Source organism: Micromonospora endolithica (assembly GCF_003626595.1).
GTDB lineage: Bacteria > Actinomycetota > Actinomycetes > Mycobacteriales > Micromonosporaceae > Micromonospora > Micromonospora endolithica.
In genome coordinates this window covers 37269-61217 of record NZ_RBAK01000005.1, presented here as the reverse complement: position 1 = coordinate 61217, position 23949 = coordinate 37269, and the positions used below count along the sequence as shown (strand labels likewise).

Sequence of the window (23949 nt, the reverse complement as noted above, 5' to 3'; positions counted from 1 at the left end):
GACGGTGATCGCTAACGTGCTACTCACGGCGGCCCGGAGGCGGAGGCGGGGATGGCGAGGAGCGCGCGTAGCTACCAGCAGGAGGCCGACGAGCTTCGCGCCAGTGGCTGGACGTACCGGCAGATCGCCTCGCACTGGCGGAAGCGGTACCGCTTCAACCCGCGGGTGGCTTTCCGCCTCGCGCATGGTTTGACGCAGGCTGACGTGGCGCGGCGTTGGAACGAGCAGTGGCCCGACGCGGAGGCGCCGAAGACCGCAAAGCAGATCTCGTACTGGGAGATCTGGCCGGGCCCGGCGGGCCGGGCCCCGTCGTTGGACACGCTGAACAAGCTGGCGTTTCTCTACCGGTGCGCGGCCGGCGACCTGCTCGGTGGCGAGGACCACAGCCACCTCGACACAGCGGCCCTACGCGAGAGCGAACCGGAGCCGCACGCTGGCCGATCGACCGGCGAGCACAGCACTGGCGCTCCGCTGCCCGCCGGCACGGTCCTGACCCGGGTCACCGACCGGATCGTCGAGGACTTCGAGATCCTGACCGACACCTACCGGCACCTCGACTACCGGGAGGGCTCCGGCCGGGTAAGCGCAGATCTCGGCGCTCACCTGCACCGAATGCTGGAGGTCAGCAACCGCACCACCAACACCGGCACCCATCACCGGCTACTGCGCGCCGCAGGCGACGCCGCCCAGCTCGCGGCTTGGTTCGCCATCGACGCGCAGCGCTACCAACAGGCACATGGCTTCTGCCGGCTCACGATCTCGCTCGCCGAGAAGGCGAACGACCGAGCCCTGCACTCCTATGGTCTCGGTGTTCTCAGCCAGATCCACCTGCACCGCGGTGACGGCCGTACCGCCCTCAGCCTGCTGGGCACCGCCCGTGACGTCGGCGGGCAGGGCATGCCGGCCGCTGTCAACTCCTGGCTGAGTGAGGCAATCGGTGAGGCGTACGGTCTCCTTGACGAGCCTCGCCGGGGAATGGCCGCCCTGGCCGCAGCTGAGCGGGTCTTCGACGGCGTCAGCGCGGCCAACACGCCCGCCTGGCTGAGCTTCTTCAACGCCGACTGCCACGCCGCCCGACTCAAGGGTCGATGCCTGACCCGACTCAGCCGGCCCACCGAGGCGACCCGCTCGCTCTACGAAGCGTTGACACTGCTGCCCGCTGACTTCGTACGGGAACGCTCCGGCACCTTTATCGACCTCGCGGTCGCGTACACGCAGATGAACCAGATCGAGCAGGCCTGTCACGCCGCCATCCAGGCCGACGTCCTCGCGCGCCGGACTGGATCCGAACGCAACCGCAAGCGCCTACGGCAGCTCCTGGTCGATTTGCTGCCCTGGACCGGCCTCGACTGCGTGCAGAGCCTCTACCGGCAGGTGCTGATTAACTAGAGCGCGTGCGTACGTCGACCCGGTCCGACCCGCTGTGACCCGCCGCTCCTGGATCGAACTGGTCATCCTGTCCGCCCTGTGGGGCGCGGTGTACCCGCTCATCACCGTCGCTCTGCGCGATCTCTCGCCAGCGCTCGTCGTCCTTGGCCGCGTGCTCCTCGCCGCGCTTCTGCTGCTTCCCCTCGCGATACGCCGGGACGCGCTTCGGCCCGTTTGGCGCAGCCCTCGGGCGATCATCGAGACGGTGCTGGTGCAGTCCACGGCGCCGCTGCTGCTGCTCACCTATGGCCAGCAGTACGTGTCGGCGAGCGTCGCCGGCATCCTCGTCGGTGCGCAGCCACTGTTCGTCGCGCTCCTCGCCCTCCGCTTCGCACCCGATGAGCGTCCGCAAGGCTGGAAGGGCCTGACCGGGGTGCTCCTCGGCCTGGTCGGCCTGGTCTTGCTTTTCGGCGTCGACCTGCGTGGAGGTCGGCTGGCGCTGCTCGGCGGCGCGCTCATCCTCGTCGCGGCGGTCTGCTATGCCGCTGGCGCGATGCTGATACATCGCAGGTACGCCGAGGCTCCGCCCCTCGGTGTCGCCACCTCCGCCATGCTCGTCACCACCGCAGCCGTGGCCGTGCCCGCCTCGGCGACGGTTCCGAGCAGGTTGCCTGGCTTGGAAGGGACAGCGGCCCTGCTCGTGCTCGGGATCGCGTGCACGGGCGCGACGCTCGCGCTTTTCTACAAGCTCATCACCCAGATCGGACCGGCCCGCGCCGCGCTCGCCTTCTATCTCTCACCCGCCTTCGCCGTCGCCTTCGGCGTGGCCTTCCTACGCGAGCAGATCAGCATGGCTGCGATCCTCGGGCTCGCGGCGATCGTTGTCGGGTCCGTACTCGCCGCCCACCGCAGCGAGCCGACGCCTCTCTGATGCCTGTTTACACCCCTCGACAGGGCTCACCGTGCGTCATGCCCGGCGGTCTCGGGGCGCGTTGGCGCAGCCTTCCGCATCTCGCCCCGGGTCGCCCGATGGGAGACAATCGAACCTGTGCAAGGCGGGCGTGAAGCGGACAGCGAAGTGGCCGCCGGCAGCCGCCCCGATCTCGTGATCTTTGACTGCGATGGGGTGCTCGTCGACAGCGAGGCGATCGTCGCCGGTGTGCTGGCGGGATACCTACGACAGCTCGACGTCGAGATCACCGACGAGGAGTGTGAGCGGGAGTTCGCCGGCCTATCCCAGGAGAAGGCCACCGAGCGCGTACTCACGCTACTGGGCACGTCCACCCCTGCAGGATGGTTCGACTCGCTCACCCGGTCCGTTGACGCGGCCCTTCGCGCTCGGGTGCGTCCGGTGCCCGGTGTGCTGGACGTGATCCGCCTGCTCGATGTTCCGTTCTGCGTGGCGTCGAACGGGCGCCCCGAGAAGGTGGCCCTCACGCTGCGGACGAGTGGGCTCGCACGGTACTTCGAGCACCGGATCTTCACCGCTGCCGACGTCGCGCACGGCAAGCCGGCTCCGGATCTGTTCCTCTTGGCCGCTGAGCGCTGTGGGGCAGATCCGCGGCGCTGTGTGGTGGTCGAGGACAGCGCGTCCGGAATCGCCGCCGCCCAGGCGGCTGGCATGCGCGTACTCGGCTTCGTGCCGGCCGATCAGACGCTCGACGGTGCTGACGCGCTCTTCACCGACATGGCGGAGTTGCCGGATCTGCTGAGTCTGCCGAGGAGCTGACAGGCCAGGATCACCGCTCGGCAAGGCCGACATGGACATCGACCAGCCTCGGCCGCATAGTAATGTCGGGGCATGGGTTCTACGGCGCGTAAGGTCTCGCTGACGGGCATCAAGCCGACGGGCGAGCCGCACCTCGGCAACTACGTTGGTGCGATCCTGCCCGCGCTCGACCTGGCGGACAGTTACGAGTCGATGTACTTCATCGCCGACTACCACGCGCTCACGACGGTCCGTGATCCCGCCCTGATGCGGCACTACACGCGCTCGGTGGCCGCGACCTGGCTGGCCGCGGGGTTGGACCCCGACCGGACCACCTTCTATCGCCAGTCCGACATCCCCGAGATCTTCGAGCTGTCGTGGGTGTTGTCCTGCATGAGCGCCAAGGGACTCATGAACCGGGCGCACGCCTACAAGGCGGCGCGCGACCGCAACCGTGAGGCCGGTCGGGAAGACCTCGACGCGGGCGTGAACATGGGCCTGTTCAACTACCCGGTGCTTATGGCCGTCGACATCCTGATCGTCGAAGCCGACGTGGTTCCAGTCGGCCGCGACCAGCTTCAGCACGTCGAGTACGCCGCCGATATCGCGGGCTCGTTCAACAGCATCTATGGCGACCGGTACAAGCTGAAGATCCCGAAGCCCGTCGTGCCCGAGGAAGGGACCGCTCACACGCTGCCCGGCACCGACGGCCGGAAGATGAGCAAGTCCTACGGCAATACGATCCCGCTCTTCGCCCCCGAAGCTGCCTTGAAGAAGGTGATCCGCCGGATCACCACCGACAGCGTTCCGGTGGAGGCGCCCAAGGAGCCGGAATCCTCGTCCGTATTCACGCTGCTGGAGCGCTTCGGCGACCCCGCCGTGGTCGCCGAGACCCGGGCTCGCCTGCTCGCGGGCGGAATGGGCTGGGGCGAGGTCAAGGCGCAGCTGACCGAGGCGCTCAACGAACGGTTCGCGCCGATGCGCGACCGTTACGAGACGCTTATGGCGTCGGGCAGCGAGCTTGACGACCTGCTGGCGCACGGCGCGGACAAGGCGCGCAAGCAGACCCGTCCGGTGCTGGAGCGGGTCCGCGACGCCATCGGGATCAGTTGAGCTGACTCTCCTCTTCGAGGGAGCTGACGACGCGTTCGGCGCAGTGCCACGCTGTGGTCCACTTCCCGGGTACCGCGACGAGAAGGTTGAGCGCTCTGCTCCAGCCAGCAGGGGGATCACGAAGGTCCGCCACGAAGCTGGTCGGGTCCGCCCGAGCAGTGGAAGGTTCGCAGACGGTGCCCCACTGCAAGCGGAGTTCGGCGTCGGACGAGTGCAGCCCGCGCCGGACGAGTGCCATCCGCATCCGCGCGTACTCGACCTCGTTCGTCCCGTACTCGCCGTTGATGCTTGGCAGCCCAATGCGCGCGTCGGTGCGATCGGGACTGATGGCCAGAAGGTCACCGTCGAGCCAGTAGGTCAAGGCGGTCGGACGAATCCCGGCGTGCCGACCCCAGGCGATGCGGCGCTGCCGGAGCGTGTGCGCGATGCCCGCCTGGGCCAGCAAGTCGGGGATGTCGGCACCGGCCGCCAGCACGATCAAGTCCTGCCTACCGCCGTCGTCGCCGACGGTCACCATCCCCGTCTCCGGGTCCCGATGCAGCCTGACCTGACGCCGCGGCAGCAATGACACGCCAGAGTCGCGCGCCAGCGCGGTCAGGCGGGCGTGCAAGATGTCGAGATCGACGCTGAAGTCCGGTACACGGAACGCGGCTGCAGGCGGGCGCGTCGCCGCAAGGGCTGGGTGGCCTGGGTTGATCTCTTCGACGTCGATGCCAATGTGCTGCCAGGCGGTGCGGTACCTGTCGACAGCCTCGGCGGTGTTGAACAGGGCGTAGCCCCACGGCTCGCCGACCTGGGCGGGGCGGAGCAGTTCGTCCGGCCATTCGTTCCGGTGGTGCCAGCAAGCCTGAGCGACGTCGGGTAGAACCGGTGCCAAGACTGCACCGGAGTGCAGCTGACCGAAGTTTGCCAGCGAGGCCCCCCGGCGTCCGTCGCCGGCACAGGCGACGTCGAACCCTCGCCGGGCGACGGTGACGGCTATCGCGAGGCCACACAGTCCGGCACCGATGACGAGAATCTTCTTCGTCCGGTCAGGCATGAGGCGGCGTTTCTCCTCCGTCCGGGGTCGAGACGGCGTGGTCGCGGACGATCGTGACGTGGTACCGGTCGGCGAAGCGGCGGACGAGCTCGGCCGGCGCGAGATGATGGTCGACGCGGCGTCGTAGCTGGGGTGGAGACAGACCCAGTCGGGAGCGGGCCGCGCTGCGGTGAGCGTGCAGACTGTTCCGATCGGTTAGCAGGCACTGGAGATGAGCCCTCAGCACGGCTGGGATCGAAGGACCGATCTGGCCGTCGGCGGCGTCCGGGGCGCCACCGCCGAGGCTCGGCACCTTGACGATGAACGCGGAGTCGGGCGCCACCTCTACGGCCGAGTGCAGCTCGTTGGCGGCGTGGTCGAATGACCACCTCGGCCAGCGCCGCGGAGTTGCGTCGTCTGCTGCTTGGCGCAGGATGGGCAGGAGCAGCGCGATTCCGGGTATGCCGGCGTGGGCGTAGGTGATGACTTGGCGCCGTTTGGCCAGCCCGTACGGTGTTTGGTACAGGCCGGGAGCGAGGACGGCGGTGGTGCTGGCGACGATCAGGTGGGGCTGGGCGGAGCTACCGTTCACGGCACTACATCACCCACATATCGCTTCACCCGGTTCGGTCCCACCGCAGGGATCCCCGCCGCACATCCGGTACGCCACGCCCACCCGCCTACGCCGGTCGGCACGCGCACCCGCGGCGACCCCCACGGTCGCACCCAGCCAACCCGCACCAGCGCACCACGCGCCCCGCACCACCGACCTCACCCACGAACCCAGTGGCCTGGTCGCCTCCGCGCCCACGCGCGACCTGCATCGCCTGCCGACCTGACTCCGACCCACGATCCCGGTGAGCCGGTCAGCTCCGCGCGCCCCGACACCTCATCACCCACCCGAAGGAGGACCCCACCATGTCCGCTGTCAACGGCACCCCGCTGACCCGTCACGGCAGCCGCGTGCCCGCCACCCCCATCCGACCGGCCCCCGCGAAGGCCGCCCAGGCGCAGCCGCGCCCGCAGGCCCCCGCGAAGGCCAGCAGCACCATCGTGCCCGCGGCGGTCACGCCGGCGCCGACCATCGCCACGATGGTCATCTGCCTGCCCGACGAGCTGCCCGCCGAGGCGCTCACCGCGCACCAGCTGCGCACCCACTTCGGTGTCACCGGCACCCTCACCCCACTGTTCTGGGCGGTACCCCAGCTGCGGCTGTGGCAGCGCCACCAGATGATCGGCCTGCGCAAGGGCCGCCCCGCCTCCTGCGCGGGAGGACCCGTGAGACTGCTCGACCTGCAGGGCATGCGCCACGCCGCCGCCATCGGCGCCGCCATCCGCTACCAGATCTGGCAGCAGGCGGTACACGGCACCAGGCCGGCCACCCCGTGGCCGACCTTCGAAACCCGCCACCTCACCGACCCCCAGAAGTACCCGTACGACACGGCGGTGGCGGACTTCCACGCCCAGCCGCGCGTCAACGCCATGCGACTGCACGCCGCCGCTACCCCCGGCCCCGGCCAACCCGGCGTCGGAGAACTGGAGATGTACCAGGCAGGCCAGATGGCCTACCAGCACTACCGGGCCGCCAGCGCCGTCGTCGGCGACGCGCTGCTCACCACCGACGGCCGCAAGCTCGCCCCGACCAGCGACGCCCTCGCCCACCGGGTGACCTACCTCGAGCAGGCCCTGCGCCACCTCGACACCCTCGAGCCCGACCAGCGGCTCCTCGCGGTCGCCCTGGAAACCACCGCATGACACCCGTCCGGACGGCGCGCCCTGATCCCTGTACCCGGGGGACACCAGGCGCGCCGCCCGGCGGTGCCGGTCCCCGCAGGGGGCACTGACGCTCCTGCCCCCTGTCTATGCCAAGGAGGCACATATGAAGCCAGAACGTCGCGCCGCCGCTGTCACGGCCGCGCTGAGCGCCGTCGAAGCCCTCGCCGACACCCAAGGTTGGGGCGCATACCCGGCGCTGCTCGGCCTGTTCGACTCCACCGCTCACACCCGCGTGGGAAGCCTCGACGTCGAGGAACTGCCCATCGATCCATCGGTGTGGCAGCTACACGCGATGCCCGGTGCCAGCCTGAGAGTGCCGTACTGGGTCGGTCTTCGCGCCGTCGCCGAGTCCCTGACCACCGTTAAGGCCCGTGAACTGCGGGCGTGGACCCGCGCGCAACTGGGACCGATGGTCGCCATGGCGTTCCTCGGTGAGGGACTCGACACCAGCGACGCTGGCCGCCAGGCCGCCGCCGCTCACGGCCTGCCCGCCGATCCTGGCGGCATCCCGGTACGCGCAGTGACCGCCCACGACATCGACGGTCGCGTCTACCAGATGCTGCGCATGCGCGGCGCGTCCACCATCACGACCGTCACCGTGGACGAGCCGACCCCACAGATGCACCCCAGCGTCGTCGCGGCGAGCCTGCGACGACTGCTCAACGCAGCGCGCGCCTGACTACCGCCAACCCGGTCATACCGCTGACCGCAGCTGATCCGCTGCCGTCTGTGCCCCGCTCGGCGCACCCTCGCCAGCCAGGGCTGGTCCTCACCGCAATTCGCACCACGCAGATCTATCGCCGCGGCCCGCCGCGCCCCTCTTCAACCGAATGGGCGCTCCTCTGACTGCGGGCGCGAGTCCTGCGATCGCCGGGCGCCCCGGGCATGGGGCCGCCCGCGCCCGCTTGGCCTGAGACAGGCCGCCCTGTTCCTCTTCCAGCCCTTCCCCTTCATCTGAGGAGGTCCCTTCACCATGCCCGGCAAACTGTGGTTCCGCGGCGAGGACGTGCTGCCCCTGGCAGAACACGCTCTCGCCTGCCCCACTCACCGCCTCACCAGAGCACAACTCGCCGCGGGCGAGCACAACACCCCCGCCCTGATCCTGCGCCGCACCGGCAGCGAAGGACAGCTGCGCTCCAACGGCGTGCCACTCTGGTACAGCCCGCAGGGCGACGAACAGGTCGCCCACGGCGGCTCATGGCGGCGTCAGAACGCGCCGGCGGAACCCGATCAGCACCTTTATCTGCCGCTGCGCCACGTTAACGCCGACGGGCGGCGGCTGATCGACATTCTGCGCGCCGGCCGAGACCTCGACCAGCCCTGGCTTGCGATCGACACCGACACCTGGCCCGGCACCGCCCTGGACGCCAGAGCCGTGACGCTGCTCGATTACCGCGCGGAGATCGCCCCGCCGGGAACACGATGGCGTCCGGCCATGGTCACCTCCGCACGCACGGGCGACGGCGGCTACCCCGCGCTGGTCGCCGACGGCTGCGACACCGGCGTGGACGGGCACCTGATCTGCCGCTTCCACCCACACACGGTCCGCCGGATGGCCGCGGACCTCGCCGGACCCTGGCGGTTGGGCACCATGCCGGGGGAGTACCCGCTGCTGCGCTTCGACGGCACCACCGCCGTGCTTCTCGAAGAATCCGATCTCGGCGATGGGATCCGCCTCGACGTCGATGACCGCTGCTACCCCGACCAGGACGGCTACTACAGCATCGGCGCCTACCGGTGGCTCTGGCACACCTCACCGATCGTTGCCGCGATGCCCGTGCGGGATCGGCTGCGGCTGCACCTGACCGCCCTGTCCGCACGGCTGGGCGAGCGCGCTCCCGCCCATCGCCCGCCACGGCCCGCGCCCGCCGCGCACGACGACCCGCCGTTCTGACCCGCAACCCCGCCCAACCCGACCGTGGCCGGATCCCGGAGTCCCGAGATCCGGCCATCGCACTTGATCCGCGCAGCGGATGAAGCGTGGATCAGTGCCGATCCCACCTCACACAAGGAGAGGCCCATGAGCGACGCCCCCGAACCGGTATCGCCGCACGCCATGTTCAAGGTCCTGGCCGCACTCGCCGAACTCGGCGAAGCCACCGCCGCCGCCGTCGCCGACACGGCCGGGCTCGGCTACTCCACCGCCACCGCGAAACTGCGCGCGCTGGAGCACACTGGGCAGGCCGAGCCGGTGCGCACCGAGGACAAGCGCGCGGTGTGGCGGCTGACCGACGCCGGCCGGACCACCGTCGGCGCTGATCGCACCCCGCCGCCCGCCGACACGAGCACCGACGCGCCACCCGTGACGCCGGCGCAGGCCCCCGACGAGAACCTGCCGGAGCCGGCCGACAGCACCGCAGAGGAGCCGCCCACCCTACAGCCCACCAGCCCCACTGACGCCGAACCGCCCGCCGCGCCAGCCCCGACGGCAGCACCGACCGCGCCCGACACCGACGCAGCCCTCGACGGCCACAGCGAGCCCCGCGCCGCGGCGTCCGAGGACGCCGAGCCGGACACGACCGCCTCGACGGAAACGTCGAGCGCGAGCAGCCGCCGCGCCAAGGGCTCCCTGCGCGCAGCGGTGCTGGACATCCTCGAATCGCACCCCGACCGGGCCTACAAGACCGGCGAGCTGTGCAAGCTCATCGACGCCGCCGAGGCCGGCACCGGCGTGCTGAAGGCCCGCCCGGGCGCGGTCGTGAACGCGGCGGTCAAGTTGGTCGGCGAAGGCAAGGTCGTGCAGACCGTCGAGAAGCCCGCGACCTTCCAACTCGCCCCCGCCGCCGAATAGCGGCTGCACCCACTCGTCAGGTAGCCCAGGGGCGGGCGTGAAGTTGGACGCTGCTCGCCCGCCCCCGGTGCTCCTTCTGCAACAAGGAGCCACACCAGTGTCGCAAATCGTGCAACAGATGCTCACCTGCGCCGGCGGGATCCTCGCCGGTCTCGCCCTCGCCGCACCCCTGCTGTGGCGACAGCAGCGAGCCCTCATGAGGGCTCGCTGGGCGGCAACCCACGACGACATCACGGGCCTGCCCAACCGGCGGCTGTTCCTCACTCACCTGCGCGCCGCCCTCGCCGACAACACACCGGCCGGAGTCGTGCTGCTGGACCTCAACAACTTCAAGACCGTCAACGACACCCTCGGCCACGAGGTGGGCAACGACCTGCTCGACCAGGTCGGCCGTCGCCTGGCCAGCCTCCCCCGCCCCATGCGAATCGCCGCGAGGCTCTCCGGCGACGAGTTCGCGCTGCTCGTCACCGGCGATCGCGAGGACACCGCCGCCGCGGCCAACGCCGCCTGGCAGGCGATCGCCGCAGACTCGATCCGGGTGGTCAACGGCGACCTGCACGTGACCGCCTCGGTCGGCTACACCCACACCCACCACCCCAACGTCAGCACCCGGCAGCTGCTAACCCAAGCCGACAGCGCGATGTACGAGGCCAAGACCGCCGACGGTGGGGTCCGCGAGTACCTGCCCCACCGCACCGCGACGGCGCGCAGCCGCGACCGCCAGCGCCACTGAACCCCGCCCCGTCTGCACCCCACGCCGAGGACCCGCAGCCACTTCGGCCGCGGGGTCCTTGGCGTCTTGCACCCCTGAGATGGGAGACCCCGTGCTGTCCTTCACCGCCGTCCACACCCTCACCGCGTGCCTCGTCGACGCTGACGCCGACGCGGAACACCTCGGCTGGGGCCAAACCCCGACACTGCTGCTCGTCCACGACTGGCCCCTCAACCCCGCATCCCCACGGCGACGCAAGATGCGCAGCCTGCAGTTCCCGCTGCACCCCGAGGACCTGCTCACCGACCCGGCCGGGCTACCCGCGCTGCTGCACCGCCTCGCCGACAGCCTGCGCCACCCCGCGACGCCCACGCCCTACCAAAGAATCCTCCACACGATGGTCGCCCGGGTGCGCGCGACCGCCCCGGACGCGCGGCTGTTGGCCTGGGCCGCCTGCTACGACGACATCCACACCCGCGACGGCGAACCCCGGCAGGTTCGCCGGGTCGACGCTGTCGACATCGACGGGCGCCTCTACCAGCTCACCCACCTGCGCGGCGAGGACCACCCGCTCGTTCTGGTCGACGACACCCCCGACCCGGCCGACATCCCTGCCACACACCCAGGGCTGGCCGCGCTGCTGGCCGCCACCGTCGGCTACACCGCGGCCGGTCACGCAGGCGGCGCGTCATGACCGGCCTCGACCCGGACGAGCCGGTGTTCGGCACGTGCGGGCCGGGCGGGGCGTCGATCCGCTGTCTGATCTGCGGCGCGGTCGACGAGGTCACCTTCACCGAGCTGCCGTCCATGGCCGGCTACGGCGAGGACACCTCCGCGCGCTGCAACCGCTGTGTATCCGCCGAGACCACCGACCCGATCTTCGGCTGGCGCGCCACGCCCGCCACCCGGCAGCGCCCGGACGAGAACCACCAGCACTGACAGCAACCCACTGCTCTCGCACGCCTCATCGTTTGAAGGAGTCCAGTCTCGTGAGCACCTCCTGCTACATCGGCGCCACCAGCCCTGACACCCCGCACCTCGTGCACGCCCGGTATGTGCTCTTCGACGGGCACCCCGCCGTCGTGCCGCCCACCCTGGCCGCCATCTGGGCCCGCCACGCCCACCACGACACCGCCGAACTGATCAGCGCGGTCCTCGCCCACGACTGGGAGCACCTCGACCCGGAGACCACCGCCGCCACCGCATCCAACTTTGCCGGTCAGCAACCGGTGCCGGGCGTCGGCATGACCCTGGCCAGCAGCACCGACGGCGTCATCGACGCGCCGGAGCCGGTCACCGTGTTCCCGCTCTGCCACGCCGGGCACCTCGACATCGAATGGGTGTACCTGATCGAGGCCGACACCTCCACCATCGGCGTGCACACCAGCGACGGCACCCGCACCGCCACCTACCAGCTCATCAGCTGCCTGCACCCCGCCAGCAGCGGTCCGGACCAGGAGTTGTGCGGGTCGCGGGTCGCGGCGGGAGCACCGTTGTGAACGCCCGCGCGCTCGCCGCCGTCGCCGCCGGAGTCATCGCCGTGCTGGTGCTCTGCGCGGGCGGGATCGGCGCCCTGTTCACCGGCGGCGGCACCGCATCGGCCGCCTGCTACGGGGCGGTCGGCCCCGACGGGCAGCCGCTGCTGCCCACCCTGGCCGTGTCCCCGCCCGCCGCCGGCACTGGCGGGTGGGACCGCGAGCAGACCGGCAACGCCGCCGCGATCGTCGCCGTCGGATCCCAGCGGAAGGTGCCGGCCCGGGGTTGGGTCATTGCCCTGGCCACCGCCATGCAGGAATCCACCCTGCGTAACCTGCCCGGCGGAGATCGCGACTCCGTCGGACTGTTCCAGCAGCGCCCCTCCCAAGGCTGGGGCACACCTGCGCAACTGCAGGACCCCGCCTACGCGGCCGGGAAGTTCTACACCGCGCTGCTGGCCGTCGACGGATGGCAGGCCATGGCGCTGACCGACGCCGCGCAGGCAGTGCAGCGATCCGCCTACCCCGGCGCCTACGCCAAATGGGAAGACGACGCGATCGCCCTGGTCCGCGTCCTGGCCGGCGGCACCCCCGCCGGGCCCGTGGCCGCCGACCTGGAACAGGCGATGAGCAACCCGCTGTGCCTGTTCGACGCAGGTGACGGACAACCCGGCGCCGACCAGGCGCCCCTGCCAGATGGATTCACCCTGCCACCAGGCACCCCGCCGCAGGTGGTCACCGCCATCGGGTGGGCCCTGCAGCAACTCGGCTCGCCGTACACCTTCGGCGGGGACTGCACCGACCCGCACTCCGGCATCGCCCGGCACCAGTGCGACTGCTCGTCGCTGATGCAACAGGCCTACCGCGCCGCCGGCATCGGCATCCCCCGCACCACCAGCGAGCAAATCCACGCCGGCACCACGGTCGGCGACCACCGGGACCTGCGGCCCGGGGACCTGCTGTTCATCGCCGGCAGCCGCGGCAGCACCGCCCGCCCCGGTCACGTCGGCATGTACCTCGGCCAAGGACTGATCGTGCAGGCCCCGCAGAGCGGCGACGTCGTCAAGATCAGCAAGTTGTCCGCGTGGGCCAGCCAACTGGCCGCCGTCCGGCGGATCGTCGCTCAGCTCTGATTGTAGGTTCGCATTGACGATGTCGGTTTCTCAGAACCGTGTCGGTACGGATGTCGGTTCCGACAAGATTCTGCGAGACCGCTCGGCGTGGCGTCGATCAACTTCGATCTGAAGGTAGCACGATCGCTGGCGGACGTCGTGGAAGATCACGCATACGCTTGTTCCAGGATAGCCAGGTCGCGGTTGGCGAATTGCACGTGCGCCCACTGGTCATTGACGATGACTTGCAGGCACTTAAGCGCCGTGCGTTCGGCGGGTGGAGGGCAGCCGATCGCGGTGTTGGGTCCCCGCACTCGGTCAAGCTCATCCTGCGTGACCTGCGACAGATACGCGCGCAGATCGGCGATCCGCTCGTCGCGCACGGCGAGGATTTCGCCGAGGGTGGGCGCGGCCGACTCGTCGATGCCGAACTCGGCGCCGTTGGTGGTGAACGATGCGGGCACGCCGATCGGATGGAACGGGTACGGGCGAAGTGCTGCCGCGTGGCCATACCAGGCGTCCACGACGAAGATCATGTGCCGCAGGGTTTGGGCGAGTGACCATTCGTCGTTCACTGATCTATAGACGGCTTCCTCCGGCAGCACACTCGCGCGTCGGACCGTCGCGTGCAACAGCTCCTCGATGACATCCACCGCGTCGCGCGCCGTCTCGGGTGTGGTCGGCCGCAGTCGCAGCCGTTCGGGGTACAGGCGATCCAGCTCGGCTTCGACCAACGGCTTGACCTCCACGCCATTAATCCGTAGCCCGTCGATCGCCCCGTCGATGTCGGCGTTGAACAGCAGCACGCCACGCATCCGGGCTTCGCTGAGATCCACCTCGCGGAAGGTGGCGCTGGACATTGGCAGGTCGATGAACTCCGCGCCCGTGTAGTCGGACTGCTGCACGAATCTCGTCATCGGCGCATTGTAGGAGCCCGGTACGACAAGACCACCAAATCAAGATCCAGCGTCACACGCGGCCAGCGTGCCACAAGCGCGCCTTCTCCCGCCTCACCAAATCGGGACCTGGACTCGCCTACAAACAAGATCATCAAGAGAACGACAGATCGGTGAGATGAATCCGCCGACAAATCGATGAGAAGCATGAACTGACGCCAGGTCAACAGCACCGGCTTCCGACATTTCTGACGCGAACCTACACTGATGATCCGCCACCGGTGCAAGGCTCACGCCTGCACGGCCGCATCCACCCCGGCTCGTCGTCGGCGGGCAGGCCGAGGGTCTTCATCACCGAGTTCAGCCTCTCGCGCTCGCCGTCTGCGACCGGTTCGGCGAGGTCGGGGCCGACGAGGTCGTCCAGCTCGGTGATGTCGATTCGGCAGGCGATGACCGCTTGGTCGCGATGCCCGTCGCCCCACGGCTCGACGTGCAGGCCGAGCAGGGACAGCTGGTACTGCGGGTCGCGGGCATCCGGGCCGTCGAGCAGCCCAGCCGCGCTGGCCTGGTGCAGCCGACCCTCCAGCTGGGCGGCCGTGGGCAGCAGCGCCTGCGCCTCATCGACGTCGACCTCGCCGTCGTAGCCGTACGCCAGCAGCGCCTGATGCACGTCCCACCCCATCCCCGTTTCGGGTCACCAGCATGCCCGACGCGCGCCGGGTCAGCAGCCGACAAATCTACGACACGCCAACCAACTACTGGAGGAGTACCTGTCATGACGATGCGATCGCCGCAGGACATCGCCGCGCGGATCCACGTGATCCACGCCAGCGACGACGACCTCTTCGGATTCGCCGAGGAGGTCCTCATGGAGGCGCTGGACTTCGAACACGCCCAGCAGTTCTGCGACCCCGCAACGACCGCGGCGCAGTGGGACCAGCAGCGGTGGAGCCGGCACAGCGACACCGAGAACTACGCCCGCTGGTACCTCGATCTCCCGATCGGCAAGATCCTCGACCACCGCAGTGGCTCGGCGAGCCGCTCGGTCACCAAGCTCGCGGAGCTGGCGTGGCTGCTCGGCCACGACGACGTCGCCGCCGCGATGGCCGCCACCGGCTACCCGATGTACGGGGCGCCGAAGGTGAGTGTGTTCGCTGCCGGCCTCGGCTGGCCGATCACCGACCTCGTCGACGATCCCGGGGACCGGCAGATGCTGTCCCGGATGGCTAAGGACCTGCAGTGCAGCCCGGACGGGTGCACCCAAGGCTGCGCGGACTGACCGCCATCCCTGCACTGCGGTGAGCGGCACCGCAGCGCGCGGCCACGCCGCCTGCCCACCGCCGCCGCCGTTCGCCAGGCAACCAGGTCGGCGTCGGCTGGACGTCCCGGGCAGCGCCCGCCTGATGTGGCGCTGCCACCCACCCATCACACCCTTCATGCCGTCCGGCCAGCCGGGCGGCGTCATTTATCTTCAATGGAGGACCGTCGTGAATCGTTTTACCCTGATCGGCGTCACCGCCCCCGAGGGCGCTTACGCCGCTTGGCTACTGCACCCGGACAGCCACCCTCAGGCGGTGATCCCGCTGCTGCGGCTCGTCTGGAAGCACACCCTCAACAGCAACACCAAGGCTCTGGCCGACACGGTGCTGCGACACGACTGGGCGTGGCCGAACCCCCCGGCTGGCCGTCCCGACTCGGCCGGCGTAACCCATCCGGTGACTGATGTCAGTGACACCGCCGACCTGCTGGACAGCATCCGCCGCGAGCGGCTCGACGCACCAGTCGATGATCGGCTGGAGTGCATGTACCTGGTCGATGTCGCCACCGACTCGGTGCAGGTGTACGAGGCGACCCGGCGCGGCCGGTGGCTGCGGCACAGCACCGTTCCGTTCGATCCCGACGCCGCCGAGCCGGTGCTGGGGTGCGGCGGCTACACCCTGCACGGGCACCACTGGCAGCCCGCGCACCTGTGGCTGCCAGACGCGCGCACCGGCTTCGACGCCGAGATCTGCCTCGCCCGGCATCCACACGACGCGCCGGTCTGGCGGTTTCCCGATGCCACCGCCCAGGCCGTCTGCGCCGCCACCGCCCCCACCGGGGAGCAGGCCGCATGGCGTGAGCCGTGGCTGCGCCGAATGGGGGTCGAGTTCGACTTGAACTGGCCGGACCGTCGGGGTCCGCACCGGCTGCGCCGCGACGCCGACGGGCTGCTACTGCTCGACGTCGCCGTGCCTGACTGGTCCTGGTGGCTCATGCCCACCCCGGGCGACGGAGCGAACCGGTGACCTACCAGCCCGGCGACCGCGTCACCCTGCAACACACCACCGATCCGCACACCCTCTTGCGCCCCGGCGACGAAGGCACCGTGCGCCGCTACGACCTGCAGAGCCAGGTTCTCGACGTGGCCTGGGACAGCGGCTCCCGCCTATCGCTGCTGCTCGCCGAGGGCGACCGAGTCCTGCCCGCCACAGTGACCGCCGACGGGTGGCAGCGAGCCCTGGACGCGTTGCGTGCGGCGGGGGCGGCTGCCGGGCGCGATGCCGCCGGCTGGTGGGCGCAGCACAGTCTGGGAGGCCGCGCACGCGGCGACGTCACCGCGGTCGCGCGACAGGTTCTGCGCGGCGTCGAGGACGTCGACCCGGCGGTCCTCGGCGAGCTGCCGACGGCCGAACCGTACCACCTCGCCGAGGACGCCGACCGGTACGCCGAGCACGCCCCGCCCGACGCGCCGCCCTGGGAGCAGCTGACCGCGCGGCAGTGCGATCAGGCGCGGTGGGCGTGGTGCGACGGCTACGACGACGCCGCGAACGCCGAGGCGGCCCGCCAGTGCCGCATGCTCCTGCACCCCGACGGCGACGACCGGGACCTCACCCACGTACATCCTGACCGGGTGCGCCTGGGCGGGCCGGGGGTGTTCGCCGGCGACTGGGCGTGGCAGCCCAACGCCGACGGGCAGATGCGCATTCCGGTCGGGTTCGTCGGCACCCTGGTCGACCGGTGGAACGGGTGGGCGGTGTTCACCTGCACCCGCGACGTCGCCGAGGCGATCGTCGCCGACCAGCAGGCTGTCCGCGACTGTTTCCGCCAGTCCCTGGCCGAGGCCGGTTGCCCCGAGGTGGACCTAGACCGCAGGACGGACCAGTCGGTAGGGCGGATGTTCTTCGACGGTGATGTCATCGTCGCCGACGAGACCCCCGTGCAGGACGACCCGGAGGCCATCGAGCGGATCGGGCCGGACGCCGAGGGCCGGTACATCGTGATGGGCCGGTCATGGACCTGGATCCCGGGGGATCCCTACGACTGTGACCGCATCGCCGGCACCCTCCCCGCCCCACCTGTCGACGCCGAGCAGGGCCTGCGGGGCAAGGACGTGACCGATGGCTGACCATCTGTCGGAGGACAACCAGCGGTCGTTGCAGCCGGGTGAGATCGTCACCGTCGCGCCGGCACTGACCGCGGAGATGGGCCGGTACCTGTACGTCGTGGTCGACGGGTTTCTCGATCCCCGGTACACCATCGCCCGGCTGGGCGGCGACGGCTACCAGTGGCCCAACGTCCACCGGGAGGACCTCATCGCCGGGGCCCCACGGTGGATCATTCGCATGACCGACGCCGACGGCGAGGCCGCCTACACCGCCGGTTAGCGGCACCCCCGCTCCGGCGCGGCGCGCCACCACGGGTCGCCGGATCCCGGATCGCGGCCGGACTGACCCGGCTGGCGCACCTGGCTCGCGACCGATGACACCCAGCGCCCTGTCGTAACGCCGCTCTGACTGTTCCTGTCTCCGCTGCGCGGACTTCGTTCCTGCCCGCGCACCCGGAGACGGGTGCGCGGGCCCACCCCTGCCTACAGGAGGACCCGCATGGACCCCACCACCGCACCTGCCACCACACCGACCACTGCCAATGGCAGGCGCCCCGGCTACCTGTACCACAAGGTCGCCTCGCACCTCGCCGCTCACCCCGACCGGCTGCTCACGGTCGGAGAGATCACCAAAGCACTGGCTGTCCCCTCGACCGGCGCGGTCTCCGAGGTGCTGAAGAAAATGGCCAAGGCCGGCTACGCCACGCACCTGACCGGCCCGCACCGGTACCAGATCACGCAGGCCGGGATCGACGCCGCCGGGACGATGCCCCCACCCGCCCCGCGTGCTCCCGGCACCGGCGGCACCCGCTCCACCCTGCGCCAACCGGTGCCGCGCCCGAACGGCGACCTGTACTTCCCGCGCAGGCTGGCCGGGGCCACCGACGTGGACGTGCTGCGACGGCTGCGCGACAAGCGCATCCCCGTGCTGCTCTACGGACCACCCGGCACCGGCAAAACCGCCCTCGTCGAGGCCGCCTTCGGTGACCTGCTCACCGTCGCCGGAACAGGCGACACCGTCGTCGAGGACTTCCTCGGCAACTTCATCCCCCTGCCCGACGGCGGGTTCGAGTTCGTCTACGGCCCCCTCGTCGTGGCGATGCGCGAAGGCCGGGCGCTGCTGGTCGACGACGCCACCCTCATCACACCGAAGGTCCTCGCCGTGCTCTACCCCGCGATGGACGGCCGCCGCGTCATCACGATCCCCGGCTACCGCAACGAACGCGTCGAAGCCGCCGACGGGTTCTACGTCATCGCCGGGCACAACCCGGGCGTGCACGGCGCGATCCTCACCGAGGCGCTCGCGTCGCGCTTCGACGTGCACATCGAGGTCACCACCGACTGGGACCTCGCCCGCCACCTCGGCGTCCCGAGACCCGCCGTCGAGGCCGCTATCGCGCTGAACACCGACCTCGCCGCCGGGCGGGTCAGCTGGGCTCCTCAGCTGCGCGAACTGCTCGGCTTCACCCGCCTCAGCAAAACCCTCGGCTCCGCCGCGGCGGTGGCGAACCTGGTCGGCCGTGCCCCACTCGAGGACCGCGAGCAGGTCCTGGCCGCCCTCCAGCAGCAGTTCGGCGCGGACATCACCCCACTGACCCTCGGCAAACAGCGCTAACCCCTCTCGGAAGGAGAACAACCCGATGCCGCATCCCTCCAGCCACCGCAGTGCCGGTTCCGGCGCCTCGGCGGCCAGCGCCCCGGACTGGCACGCGTGGAGCGACGCCTGGACCCGGCACATCCCCACCCTGACCGGCCGGCACGACCTGAGCGTCACCGTCGCCCCCGGTGCGGGCGGGGGCGCCCCGGCCTGCTTCTACCCGCATGCCCGCCGCGTCGAGGTCGACGCCACCCACATCGGCGCACCCGACGTCGCCGACCCGCACAAGGCCAGCCACAAACGCCTCGTGCCGACCGCCTACGGGCTGCTCGTGCATGAAGCCGCGCACGCCGCCCACAGCCTGTGGACAGCACCTACCGATACGCCGCCGGTCGTCGCCGCCGTCGCGGACCTGCTCGAGGAATCCCGCGCCGAGAACCGGCAGCGCGGCAGGCGCCGCGGCGACCGCCGGTGGCTGCGCCACACCGTCACCGCCCTCCTCGACCCCGGTGACGCGCCGGTCGACGACGCCTGGCACGCCGCCCACCTCGCCGGCCTGCTCCTGGCCCGCGTGGACGCGCGCATCATCACCGCCAAGGACATCAAGGGCGTCCGGGCCGTCGTCACCGCGGTCCTCGGCCGCAAGACGCTGCGGCAGCTGCGTGACGTGTGGCGCGAGGCGCACACCGTCGACGACACCGACGCCACCGCGATGATCGACCTGGCGTGGCGGTGGTGCCGCATCCTCGGCATCGATCCCCACCAGCGGCCGGAACCGCCGCAGCCGGACCCCGGCGCGTTCGCCGGCCAGCTCGCCCAGGCCCTGGCCGACTACCTCGCGCACGCCACCGGCGTCACACCGGCGGAGTACGCCGCCCAGCAGATCCAGTCCCAGCACGGTGCGCCCGCGTGGTGGACGCGCCGCGATCCCACCGACGCCGAGCGGAGCGCGGCCCGCCACCTTGCCGCCCGGATGCGTCGAGCCCGCACCCACGTACCAGAGCCCGACAGCCGACCCAGCCCGATACCGCCCGGGCGGCTGCGCACCCGCCACGCCATCACCGCGAAAGCGCAGATCGCCGCCGGCAGCATGCCCACCGCCACACCCTGGCAGCGCCGCTCCCAGATCCCGCCGCCGAAGCCCACCCTGCACCTGGCCGTACTCGTCGACACGTCCTTCTCGATGCACTCCTACTCGGCGCCGATGTCCTCGGCCGGCTGGATGCTCGCTCACGCCGCCCGCACCAACCACGCCATCACCACCATGATCGGCTTCGGGAGCAGCGCGACGGTGCTCGTGCCGCCCCGCCAGCACCCCACCCACGTCCTGGACATGCCGGCCGTCGGCGGCACCACCGCGTTCGGCGACGCGGTCAAACTCGCCGACCAACTGCTGCACCTGCGCCAACCCGGACGGCTGCGGATGCTCGCCGTCGTCTCCGACGGCGACCTGCCCGACATCGAACCCGCGCAACGGCTGATCACCACCCTGCACCAGTCTGGATGCGCGGTTCTGTGGCTACGCCCCGCCGACCTGACCGGGCACACCTTCGGCCACACCACCACCCTCCTGGTCGACGACCCCGTTGCGGCCGTCGACGCGATCGCCGACGCCGCCGTCGCCGCCCTCGAACACGCATGACAGCCCCAACCTCTCGCCGCTGACCTTCTTTCGCACGAACCAGGCCGTTGCCCGGCCACCCGCGCACCTGCGCGCAACCCGGGCACGGCCGAGCGGCAGTGCCCGGGTTCCCCCTGCTCAGAAGGGAACCTCATGGCACGACACCTGCTCACCCACCCGACAAGCGCACCGCGCTCCACCCCGATCGATCCGCTGGCCCAAGGCACGCAACCGCGCATCGCCGTAATCGGCGGATCCCTCACCGGCTGCACCACCGCCCTGCCGCTGCTCGACGCCGGCTTCCACAAGGTCGCCATCTACGAAGCCGCCCCCGACGCGGCGCCGCGCGAAGGCGGACTGATCGGCCTGGAACACCCCGCCCTGGACGTCCTCGACCGGCTCGGCATTGACCAGAGAGAGTTTGTCGCCTACGACTCCGAAACGGTCTGGCAGGTCACCGTCCGCGCCCGCCAGCACATCCACACCACGCGACAGGCCTACCCGGGCCGCAACACCACCTGGACACTGCTGCACCACGCGCTCACCAGCCGCCTACCCGACGGCGTGCTGCACACCGGCCGTCGCCTCACCGACCTCGGCACCCGCCACGGGCAACCCCTGCTGGCGTTCCACGACGGCTCCCGGGAGGTCGCGGACCTGGTGGTGTTCGCCGACGGCCGCGCCTCCACCGGCCGCCGCCTGCTCGACCCGTCGCGCCGGCTGCGCTACGCCGGCTACGTCGCCCACCGCGGACACGCACCCACCCCCGAGGCGGCCCTGCGCGATTTCCTGCGCCTAGAGCCGGGCCTGGGCTGCCAGTACAACGTCGCCCCCGTCCCCGGAGGGCTGGACTGGACGTTCTACCTCACCTGCACCCCCGTCGACTACACCCGCCATTTCGGGGCGCCACCCGAGCGGCGGTTGTTCGCCCTGCCGCAGCACGTGAGCGCCGCGGCCCGCGCACATGTCGACGCCCACGCCACCCGGCTGCTGCCGGCCCCGCACGCCGCGACCGTGCACGCCACCGCCGTCCGGATGGCGGTGCCGGTGATGGACATCGACCCGCCCACCCGCATGGCATGGCCCGTCGGCTCCGGCTGGGCGGTCCTGCTCGGTGACGCCCTCGCTCCCGTACGCCCGCACACCGCCCGCGGCGCGAACAACGGCATCGAACAGGCCGCCGGCCTCACCGCCGCCCTCACCCAACACCGCCGGTTCGGCGCCGACCTGCAAGCGGCCCTGCGCGGCTGGCAACACCGCCACCTCCCCACCGCGGTCGCCGCCGTCCACCAAGGCCCGGCCATCGGCGCCCGTCTCGGCCTCGGTGCGCCCGCGCGATCACCACAGCCCAGGAGCAGCTCCACCTGAACCCAACCGGCAACGGCACACACGAGGCCCGCGCACCAGCCACGCCGGCCGGTCCCAGGGCCTGTCGAACTACGCAAGGAGACCCCTGATGGCAACGCACCTGTACTTCGACCTCACCGACACACTGCGGCTGGCTGAACACGCCGTCGCCGCCGCCGAGCACGCCCCGACCTTCACCGAACGCGAGGACGGCACGCCGTGCCCCGGCGCGTTGGAGTGGGTCCACGACCACGGCGTCTACCTCATGTCCAGCGGCCTTCCCCGACTCACCGACCCCAGCCGGCCCGACGCGAACCTCATCGTCTACGCCCACGGCTGGAATCCCGATACCGACGGCCACCCCCACGCCCCGGACCTCGGCGACGACTTCGTCGAACATCTGCACCTCACCGAGGTAACGCCCACGCCGCTGATCGACACCCTGCGCGCCGCGCACGCCGCCGGCTACCGGTGGCTGCACCTCACCGTCACCGCCGACACCTACGAGGTGCGCGTCATCCGCAACCGCCGCCACGACTGACCACCCCACCCAAACGGCCCCGCCTCCCTGTCGAAGAGGCGGGGCCGTCGGCTTGTTCACCGATTCGGAGACCGCATGTCCACCGCTGACAACCACGAGCCGCGCCCAGCGAGCTTGGAGACGGTCCTGCGCGATGCGTGGGACGCCTTCCACCCCGGCCAACCCGCACCGCTGGGATGGCTCACCCACACCACCGACCGCATTCACGACCACCTCCGAACGCCGCAGCAGAGTGCCCCGACCGCCCCACCCGTAGCCATCGACGGGCGGTCCGTGGCACTGCGCCGGCAGGTGTGGCAGACACTGCGTGACGCCGCCGCCGAGCACGACATCGCCCCGGATGCCGCCGACCGGATCCTGCACGCGCTGGACCTGCCCGGGCTGCTGCGCCGCTGGCAGGTCCGCCTCACCGTGCCGGTGACGGTCGAGGTTACCGCCACCAGCCGCGACGACGCCGTCGAGGCCGCCGAGGACGCCATCGACGCCGCCCTGAGCGGCACCGATCACGACACTCACCTCGACTGGGACAACACCGCCCGAGACAACGCCACCCCCGGCGACATCGACACCACCACCGACACCCCCGCGGGCCTGCGATGACACTGTCTCCCGCCGACCGCGCCACCCCGCCGCGAAGGAGCCCATCCGTGTCGTTGCGACTTGCCCACAAGTACACCGGCCACCGCATCGGCGACGACGAGATCGCCCATGCCCGACAGCACAGTTAGGTCGCGGCGACGATCGCCGCGGCCATCGGCGACGCCTGCCGCGCCCTGGCCGGTACCGAGACCGACCTCGCCCGATGCGCCGACACCATCGGCGCGCACCTCGACGAGATCAACCGCTCACTGGCCGCCGGCCCCGGCGACCCGGCACCCACCCTCAACCCGATCGGTGTGCTCCAAGCCCTCGGGCCGCCCATGGACACCCTGACCGCCCAACGCGCCACGCACATCACTCACCTGCGCGCCCTGGTCCGCATCTGGCCGGCCCACCACACCCCGGACACACCCACCACGGATCAGGCCGGGCGGGTACGCCGCTACGCCGAGACCATCGTCGCCGCGATCGACGACGACATCAGCGAAGGCATCGTGCCCGCCGGAATCGGCTCCTACGCCGACCTGCACCGCTACATCGACGCCAACGACTACCTCATCGCCGCCGGTGTCCCCTACGACGGCACCCAGGCCAGCATCGATCTGACCGTCGCCGTGCAGGGCCTCGTCGTGGCGCGCCTGCGCCACGGCGACCGCCCGTACTGCACCCACGGCGCGTGCAACTACCCGGCGCACGACCACACCACCGCCTACGACCCCAACGGCCAGGACCTCAATCAGGCGCCGCCGATGCGCTGCCGGCACTGCGACCGGCCCGCCCACTACGACGCCCGCCTCGACGACTACCGCCACGACGACCCCGCCACACCCGACTGCTTCCTCATCCACCGCGACGACTGACCCCCACCACCAAACCCCTACCACCGGCGGCCAGCCGCGGCGACGCGGCT

The 23949-nt window shown here is 70.9% G+C and carries 27 protein-coding genes; 23 read left to right on the top strand and 4 right to left on the bottom strand.

Translation table 11 applies throughout. The annotated features are described in order from the left end of the window. Nucleotides 1-51 precede the first annotated feature (51 nt). The 4 genes from D7223_RS14700 (at nt 52) to D7223_RS14685 (ending at nt 4189) form a co-directional block, all read left to right on the top strand. The gene (locus tag D7223_RS14700; protein WP_120728968.1) at nt 52-1389 is read left to right on the top strand and encodes an NsdA family TPR-like regulatory protein; all 1338 of its coding nucleotides are present in this window, start codon (nt 52-54) and stop codon (nt 1387-1389) included. A 34-nt stretch (nt 1390-1423) separates the two neighbouring features. Beyond that, nucleotides 1424-2299, top strand: a complete 876-nt coding sequence (locus D7223_RS14695) for a DMT family transporter (RefSeq protein WP_120728967.1) — start codon at nt 1424-1426, stop codon at nt 2297-2299. A gap of 117 nt (nt 2300-2416) precedes the next feature. Further along, on the top strand, nt 2417-3097 hold the full coding sequence (locus tag D7223_RS14690) for an HAD family hydrolase (protein WP_238161982.1): 681 nt from the start codon (nt 2417-2419) through the stop codon (nt 3095-3097). A 72-nt stretch (nt 3098-3169) separates the two neighbouring features. Continuing rightward, nucleotides 3170-4189, top strand: coding sequence for a tryptophan--tRNA ligase (locus tag D7223_RS14685; protein WP_120728966.1), 1020 nt, complete (start codon nt 3170-3172; stop codon nt 4187-4189). On the opposite strand, the gene D7223_RS14680 is transcribed toward D7223_RS14685, so the two are convergent. Continuing rightward, nucleotides 4182-5228, bottom strand: a complete 1047-nt coding sequence (locus D7223_RS14680; RefSeq protein WP_120728965.1) for an NAD(P)/FAD-dependent oxidoreductase — start codon at nt 5226-5228, stop codon at nt 4182-4184. The genes D7223_RS14685 and D7223_RS14680 overlap by 8 nt on opposite strands. Further along, the gene (locus tag D7223_RS32495; protein ID WP_147252644.1) at nt 5221-5799 is read right to left on the bottom strand and encodes a hypothetical protein; all 579 of its coding nucleotides are present in this window, start codon (nt 5797-5799) and stop codon (nt 5221-5223) included. Before D7223_RS32495 ends, D7223_RS14680 begins: the two co-directional genes overlap by 8 nt. Nucleotides 5800-6125: 326 nt before the next feature. On the opposite strand from D7223_RS32495, the gene D7223_RS14675 reads away from it, so the two are divergent. From D7223_RS14675 to D7223_RS14635, 9 genes are all read left to right on the top strand, one after another. Continuing rightward, nucleotides 6126-6962: a hypothetical protein gene (locus D7223_RS14675; protein ID WP_238161980.1), complete on the top strand. Its 837-nt coding sequence runs from the start codon at nt 6126-6128 to the stop codon at nt 6960-6962. Nucleotides 6963-7086: 124 nt separating this feature from the next. Further along, nucleotides 7087-7662 carry a hypothetical protein gene (locus D7223_RS14670; protein ID WP_120728964.1) on the top strand — a complete coding sequence of 192 codons (576 nt, stop codon included), beginning with the start codon at nt 7087-7089 and terminating at the stop codon, nt 7660-7662. A 294-nt stretch (nt 7663-7956) separates the two neighbouring features. After that, nucleotides 7957-8877, top strand: a complete 921-nt coding sequence (locus D7223_RS14665; protein WP_238161979.1) for a hypothetical protein — start codon at nt 7957-7959, stop codon at nt 8875-8877. Nucleotides 8878-9003: 126 nt separating this feature from the next. Then, nucleotides 9004-9774, top strand: coding sequence for a MarR family winged helix-turn-helix transcriptional regulator (locus D7223_RS14660; RefSeq protein WP_120728963.1), 771 nt, complete (start codon nt 9004-9006; stop codon nt 9772-9774). Nucleotides 9775-9871: 97 nt separating this feature from the next. Continuing rightward, a complete protein-coding gene (locus tag D7223_RS14655; RefSeq protein ID WP_120728962.1) occupies nt 9872-10507 on the top strand; it encodes a GGDEF domain-containing protein in 636 nt (211 codons plus the stop codon). Nucleotides 10508-10586: 79 nt separating this feature from the next. Then, complete coding sequence (locus tag D7223_RS14650) at nt 10587-11180, top strand: hypothetical protein (RefSeq protein WP_238161977.1); 594 nt, start codon at nt 10587-10589, stop codon at nt 11178-11180. Then, complete coding sequence (locus D7223_RS14645) at nt 11177-11425, top strand: hypothetical protein (RefSeq protein WP_120728960.1); 249 nt, start codon at nt 11177-11179, stop codon at nt 11423-11425. Before D7223_RS14650 ends, D7223_RS14645 begins: the two co-directional genes overlap by 4 nt. A gap of 50 nt (nt 11426-11475) precedes the next feature. Next, entirely contained in the window at nt 11476-11985 is a 510-nt protein-coding gene (locus D7223_RS14640) for a hypothetical protein (RefSeq protein ID WP_120728959.1), read from the top strand. Next, nucleotides 11982-13094, top strand: a complete 1113-nt coding sequence (locus D7223_RS14635; RefSeq protein ID WP_238161976.1) for a C40 family peptidase — start codon at nt 11982-11984, stop codon at nt 13092-13094. Before D7223_RS14640 ends, D7223_RS14635 begins: the two co-directional genes overlap by 4 nt. Nucleotides 13095-13240: 146 nt before the next feature. Here the strand turns inward: D7223_RS14635 and D7223_RS14630 are convergent, their stop codons facing one another. Both D7223_RS14630 and D7223_RS14625 read right to left on the bottom strand, forming a co-directional pair. Then, on the bottom strand, nt 13241-13990 hold the full coding sequence (locus D7223_RS14630) for a DinB family protein (protein WP_120728957.1): 750 nt from the start codon (nt 13988-13990) through the stop codon (nt 13241-13243). Between the two features lie 238 nt (nt 13991-14228). Then, complete coding sequence (locus tag D7223_RS14625; RefSeq protein WP_147252645.1) at nt 14229-14639, bottom strand: hypothetical protein; 411 nt, start codon at nt 14637-14639, stop codon at nt 14229-14231. 105 nt (nt 14640-14744) lie between these two features. Here D7223_RS14625 and D7223_RS33550 point away from each other — a divergent pair, with 105 nt between their 5' ends. From D7223_RS33550 to D7223_RS14575, 10 genes are all read left to right on the top strand, one after another. Further along, nucleotides 14745-15248, top strand: coding sequence for a hypothetical protein (locus D7223_RS33550; protein ID WP_238161974.1), 504 nt, complete (start codon nt 14745-14747; stop codon nt 15246-15248). 208 nt (nt 15249-15456) lie between these two features. Continuing rightward, a complete protein-coding gene (locus tag D7223_RS14615; RefSeq protein WP_147252646.1) occupies nt 15457-16254 on the top strand; it encodes a hypothetical protein in 798 nt (265 codons plus the stop codon). After that, the gene (locus D7223_RS14610; protein WP_120728954.1) at nt 16251-17354 is read left to right on the top strand and encodes a DUF4314 domain-containing protein; all 1104 of its coding nucleotides are present in this window, start codon (nt 16251-16253) and stop codon (nt 17352-17354) included. Before D7223_RS14615 ends, D7223_RS14610 begins: the two co-directional genes overlap by 4 nt. Continuing rightward, entirely contained in the window at nt 17347-17613 is a 267-nt protein-coding gene (locus tag D7223_RS14605) for a hypothetical protein (RefSeq protein WP_120728953.1), read from the top strand. Before D7223_RS14610 ends, D7223_RS14605 begins: the two co-directional genes overlap by 8 nt. Before the next feature lie 219 nt (nt 17614-17832). Next, nucleotides 17833-18948, top strand: coding sequence for an AAA family ATPase (locus D7223_RS14600; RefSeq protein WP_120728952.1), 1116 nt, complete (start codon nt 17833-17835; stop codon nt 18946-18948). 25 nt (nt 18949-18973) lie between these two features. Beyond that, on the top strand, nt 18974-20572 hold the full coding sequence (locus D7223_RS14595; RefSeq protein ID WP_120728951.1) for a VWA domain-containing protein: 1599 nt from the start codon (nt 18974-18976) through the stop codon (nt 20570-20572). Between the two features lie 132 nt (nt 20573-20704). Next, nucleotides 20705-21919 (top strand): Rossmann-fold NAD(P)-binding domain-containing protein, encoded by a 1215-nt coding sequence (locus tag D7223_RS14590; RefSeq protein WP_120728950.1) that lies wholly within the window; start codon nt 20705-20707, stop codon nt 21917-21919. 88 nt (nt 21920-22007) lie between these two features. Further along, complete coding sequence (locus tag D7223_RS14585; protein WP_120728949.1) at nt 22008-22439, top strand: DUF3085 domain-containing protein; 432 nt, start codon at nt 22008-22010, stop codon at nt 22437-22439. Between the two features lie 75 nt (nt 22440-22514). Beyond that, on the top strand, nt 22515-23039 hold the full coding sequence (locus D7223_RS14580) for a hypothetical protein (protein ID WP_120728948.1): 525 nt from the start codon (nt 22515-22517) through the stop codon (nt 23037-23039). Nucleotides 23040-23359: 320 nt separating this feature from the next. Beyond that, nucleotides 23360-23899 (top strand): hypothetical protein, encoded by a 540-nt coding sequence (locus D7223_RS14575; protein ID WP_120728947.1) that lies wholly within the window; start codon nt 23360-23362, stop codon nt 23897-23899. Nucleotides 23900-23949: the final 50 nt, after the last annotated feature.

Excerpts from the sequence above, each read along its gene's own strand:
- D7223_RS14645 (WP_120728960.1), top strand. The coding sequence starts at position 11,177 with ATGACCGGCCTCGACCCGGACGAGCCGGTGTTCGGCACGTGCGGGCCG.
- D7223_RS33550 (WP_238161974.1), top strand. The coding sequence starts at position 14,745 with ATGACGATGCGATCGCCGCAGGACATCGCCGCGCGGATCCACGTGATC.
- D7223_RS14680 (WP_120728965.1), bottom strand. The coding sequence starts at position 5,228 with ATGCCTGACCGGACGAAGAAGATTCTCGTCATCGGTGCCGGACTGTGT.
- D7223_RS14685 (WP_120728966.1), top strand. The coding sequence starts at position 3,170 with ATGGGTTCTACGGCGCGTAAGGTCTCGCTGACGGGCATCAAGCCGACG.
- D7223_RS14675 (WP_238161980.1), top strand. The coding sequence starts at position 6,126 with ATGTCCGCTGTCAACGGCACCCCGCTGACCCGTCACGGCAGCCGCGTG.
- D7223_RS14600 (WP_120728952.1), top strand. The coding sequence starts at position 17,833 with ATGGACCCCACCACCGCACCTGCCACCACACCGACCACTGCCAATGGC.
- D7223_RS14650 (WP_238161977.1), top strand. The coding sequence starts at position 10,587 with ATGGGAGACCCCGTGCTGTCCTTCACCGCCGTCCACACCCTCACCGCG.
- D7223_RS14660 (WP_120728963.1), top strand. The coding sequence starts at position 9,004 with ATGAGCGACGCCCCCGAACCGGTATCGCCGCACGCCATGTTCAAGGTC.
- D7223_RS14585 (WP_120728949.1), top strand. The coding sequence starts at position 22,008 with ATGGCAACGCACCTGTACTTCGACCTCACCGACACACTGCGGCTGGCT.
- D7223_RS14665 (WP_238161979.1), top strand. The coding sequence starts at position 7,957 with ATGCCCGGCAAACTGTGGTTCCGCGGCGAGGACGTGCTGCCCCTGGCA.
- D7223_RS14670 (WP_120728964.1), top strand. The coding sequence starts at position 7,087 with ATGAAGCCAGAACGTCGCGCCGCCGCTGTCACGGCCGCGCTGAGCGCC.
- D7223_RS14700 (WP_120728968.1), top strand. The coding sequence starts at position 52 with ATGGCGAGGAGCGCGCGTAGCTACCAGCAGGAGGCCGACGAGCTTCGC.
- D7223_RS14605 (WP_120728953.1), top strand. The coding sequence starts at position 17,347 with ATGGCTGACCATCTGTCGGAGGACAACCAGCGGTCGTTGCAGCCGGGT.
- D7223_RS14575 (WP_120728947.1), top strand. The coding sequence starts at position 23,360 with ATGGACACCCTGACCGCCCAACGCGCCACGCACATCACTCACCTGCGC.
- D7223_RS14590 (WP_120728950.1), top strand. The coding sequence starts at position 20,705 with ATGGCACGACACCTGCTCACCCACCCGACAAGCGCACCGCGCTCCACC.
- D7223_RS14580 (WP_120728948.1), top strand. The coding sequence starts at position 22,515 with ATGTCCACCGCTGACAACCACGAGCCGCGCCCAGCGAGCTTGGAGACG.
- D7223_RS14630 (WP_120728957.1), bottom strand. The coding sequence starts at position 13,990 with ATGACGAGATTCGTGCAGCAGTCCGACTACACGGGCGCGGAGTTCATC.
- D7223_RS14595 (WP_120728951.1), top strand. The coding sequence starts at position 18,974 with ATGCCGCATCCCTCCAGCCACCGCAGTGCCGGTTCCGGCGCCTCGGCG.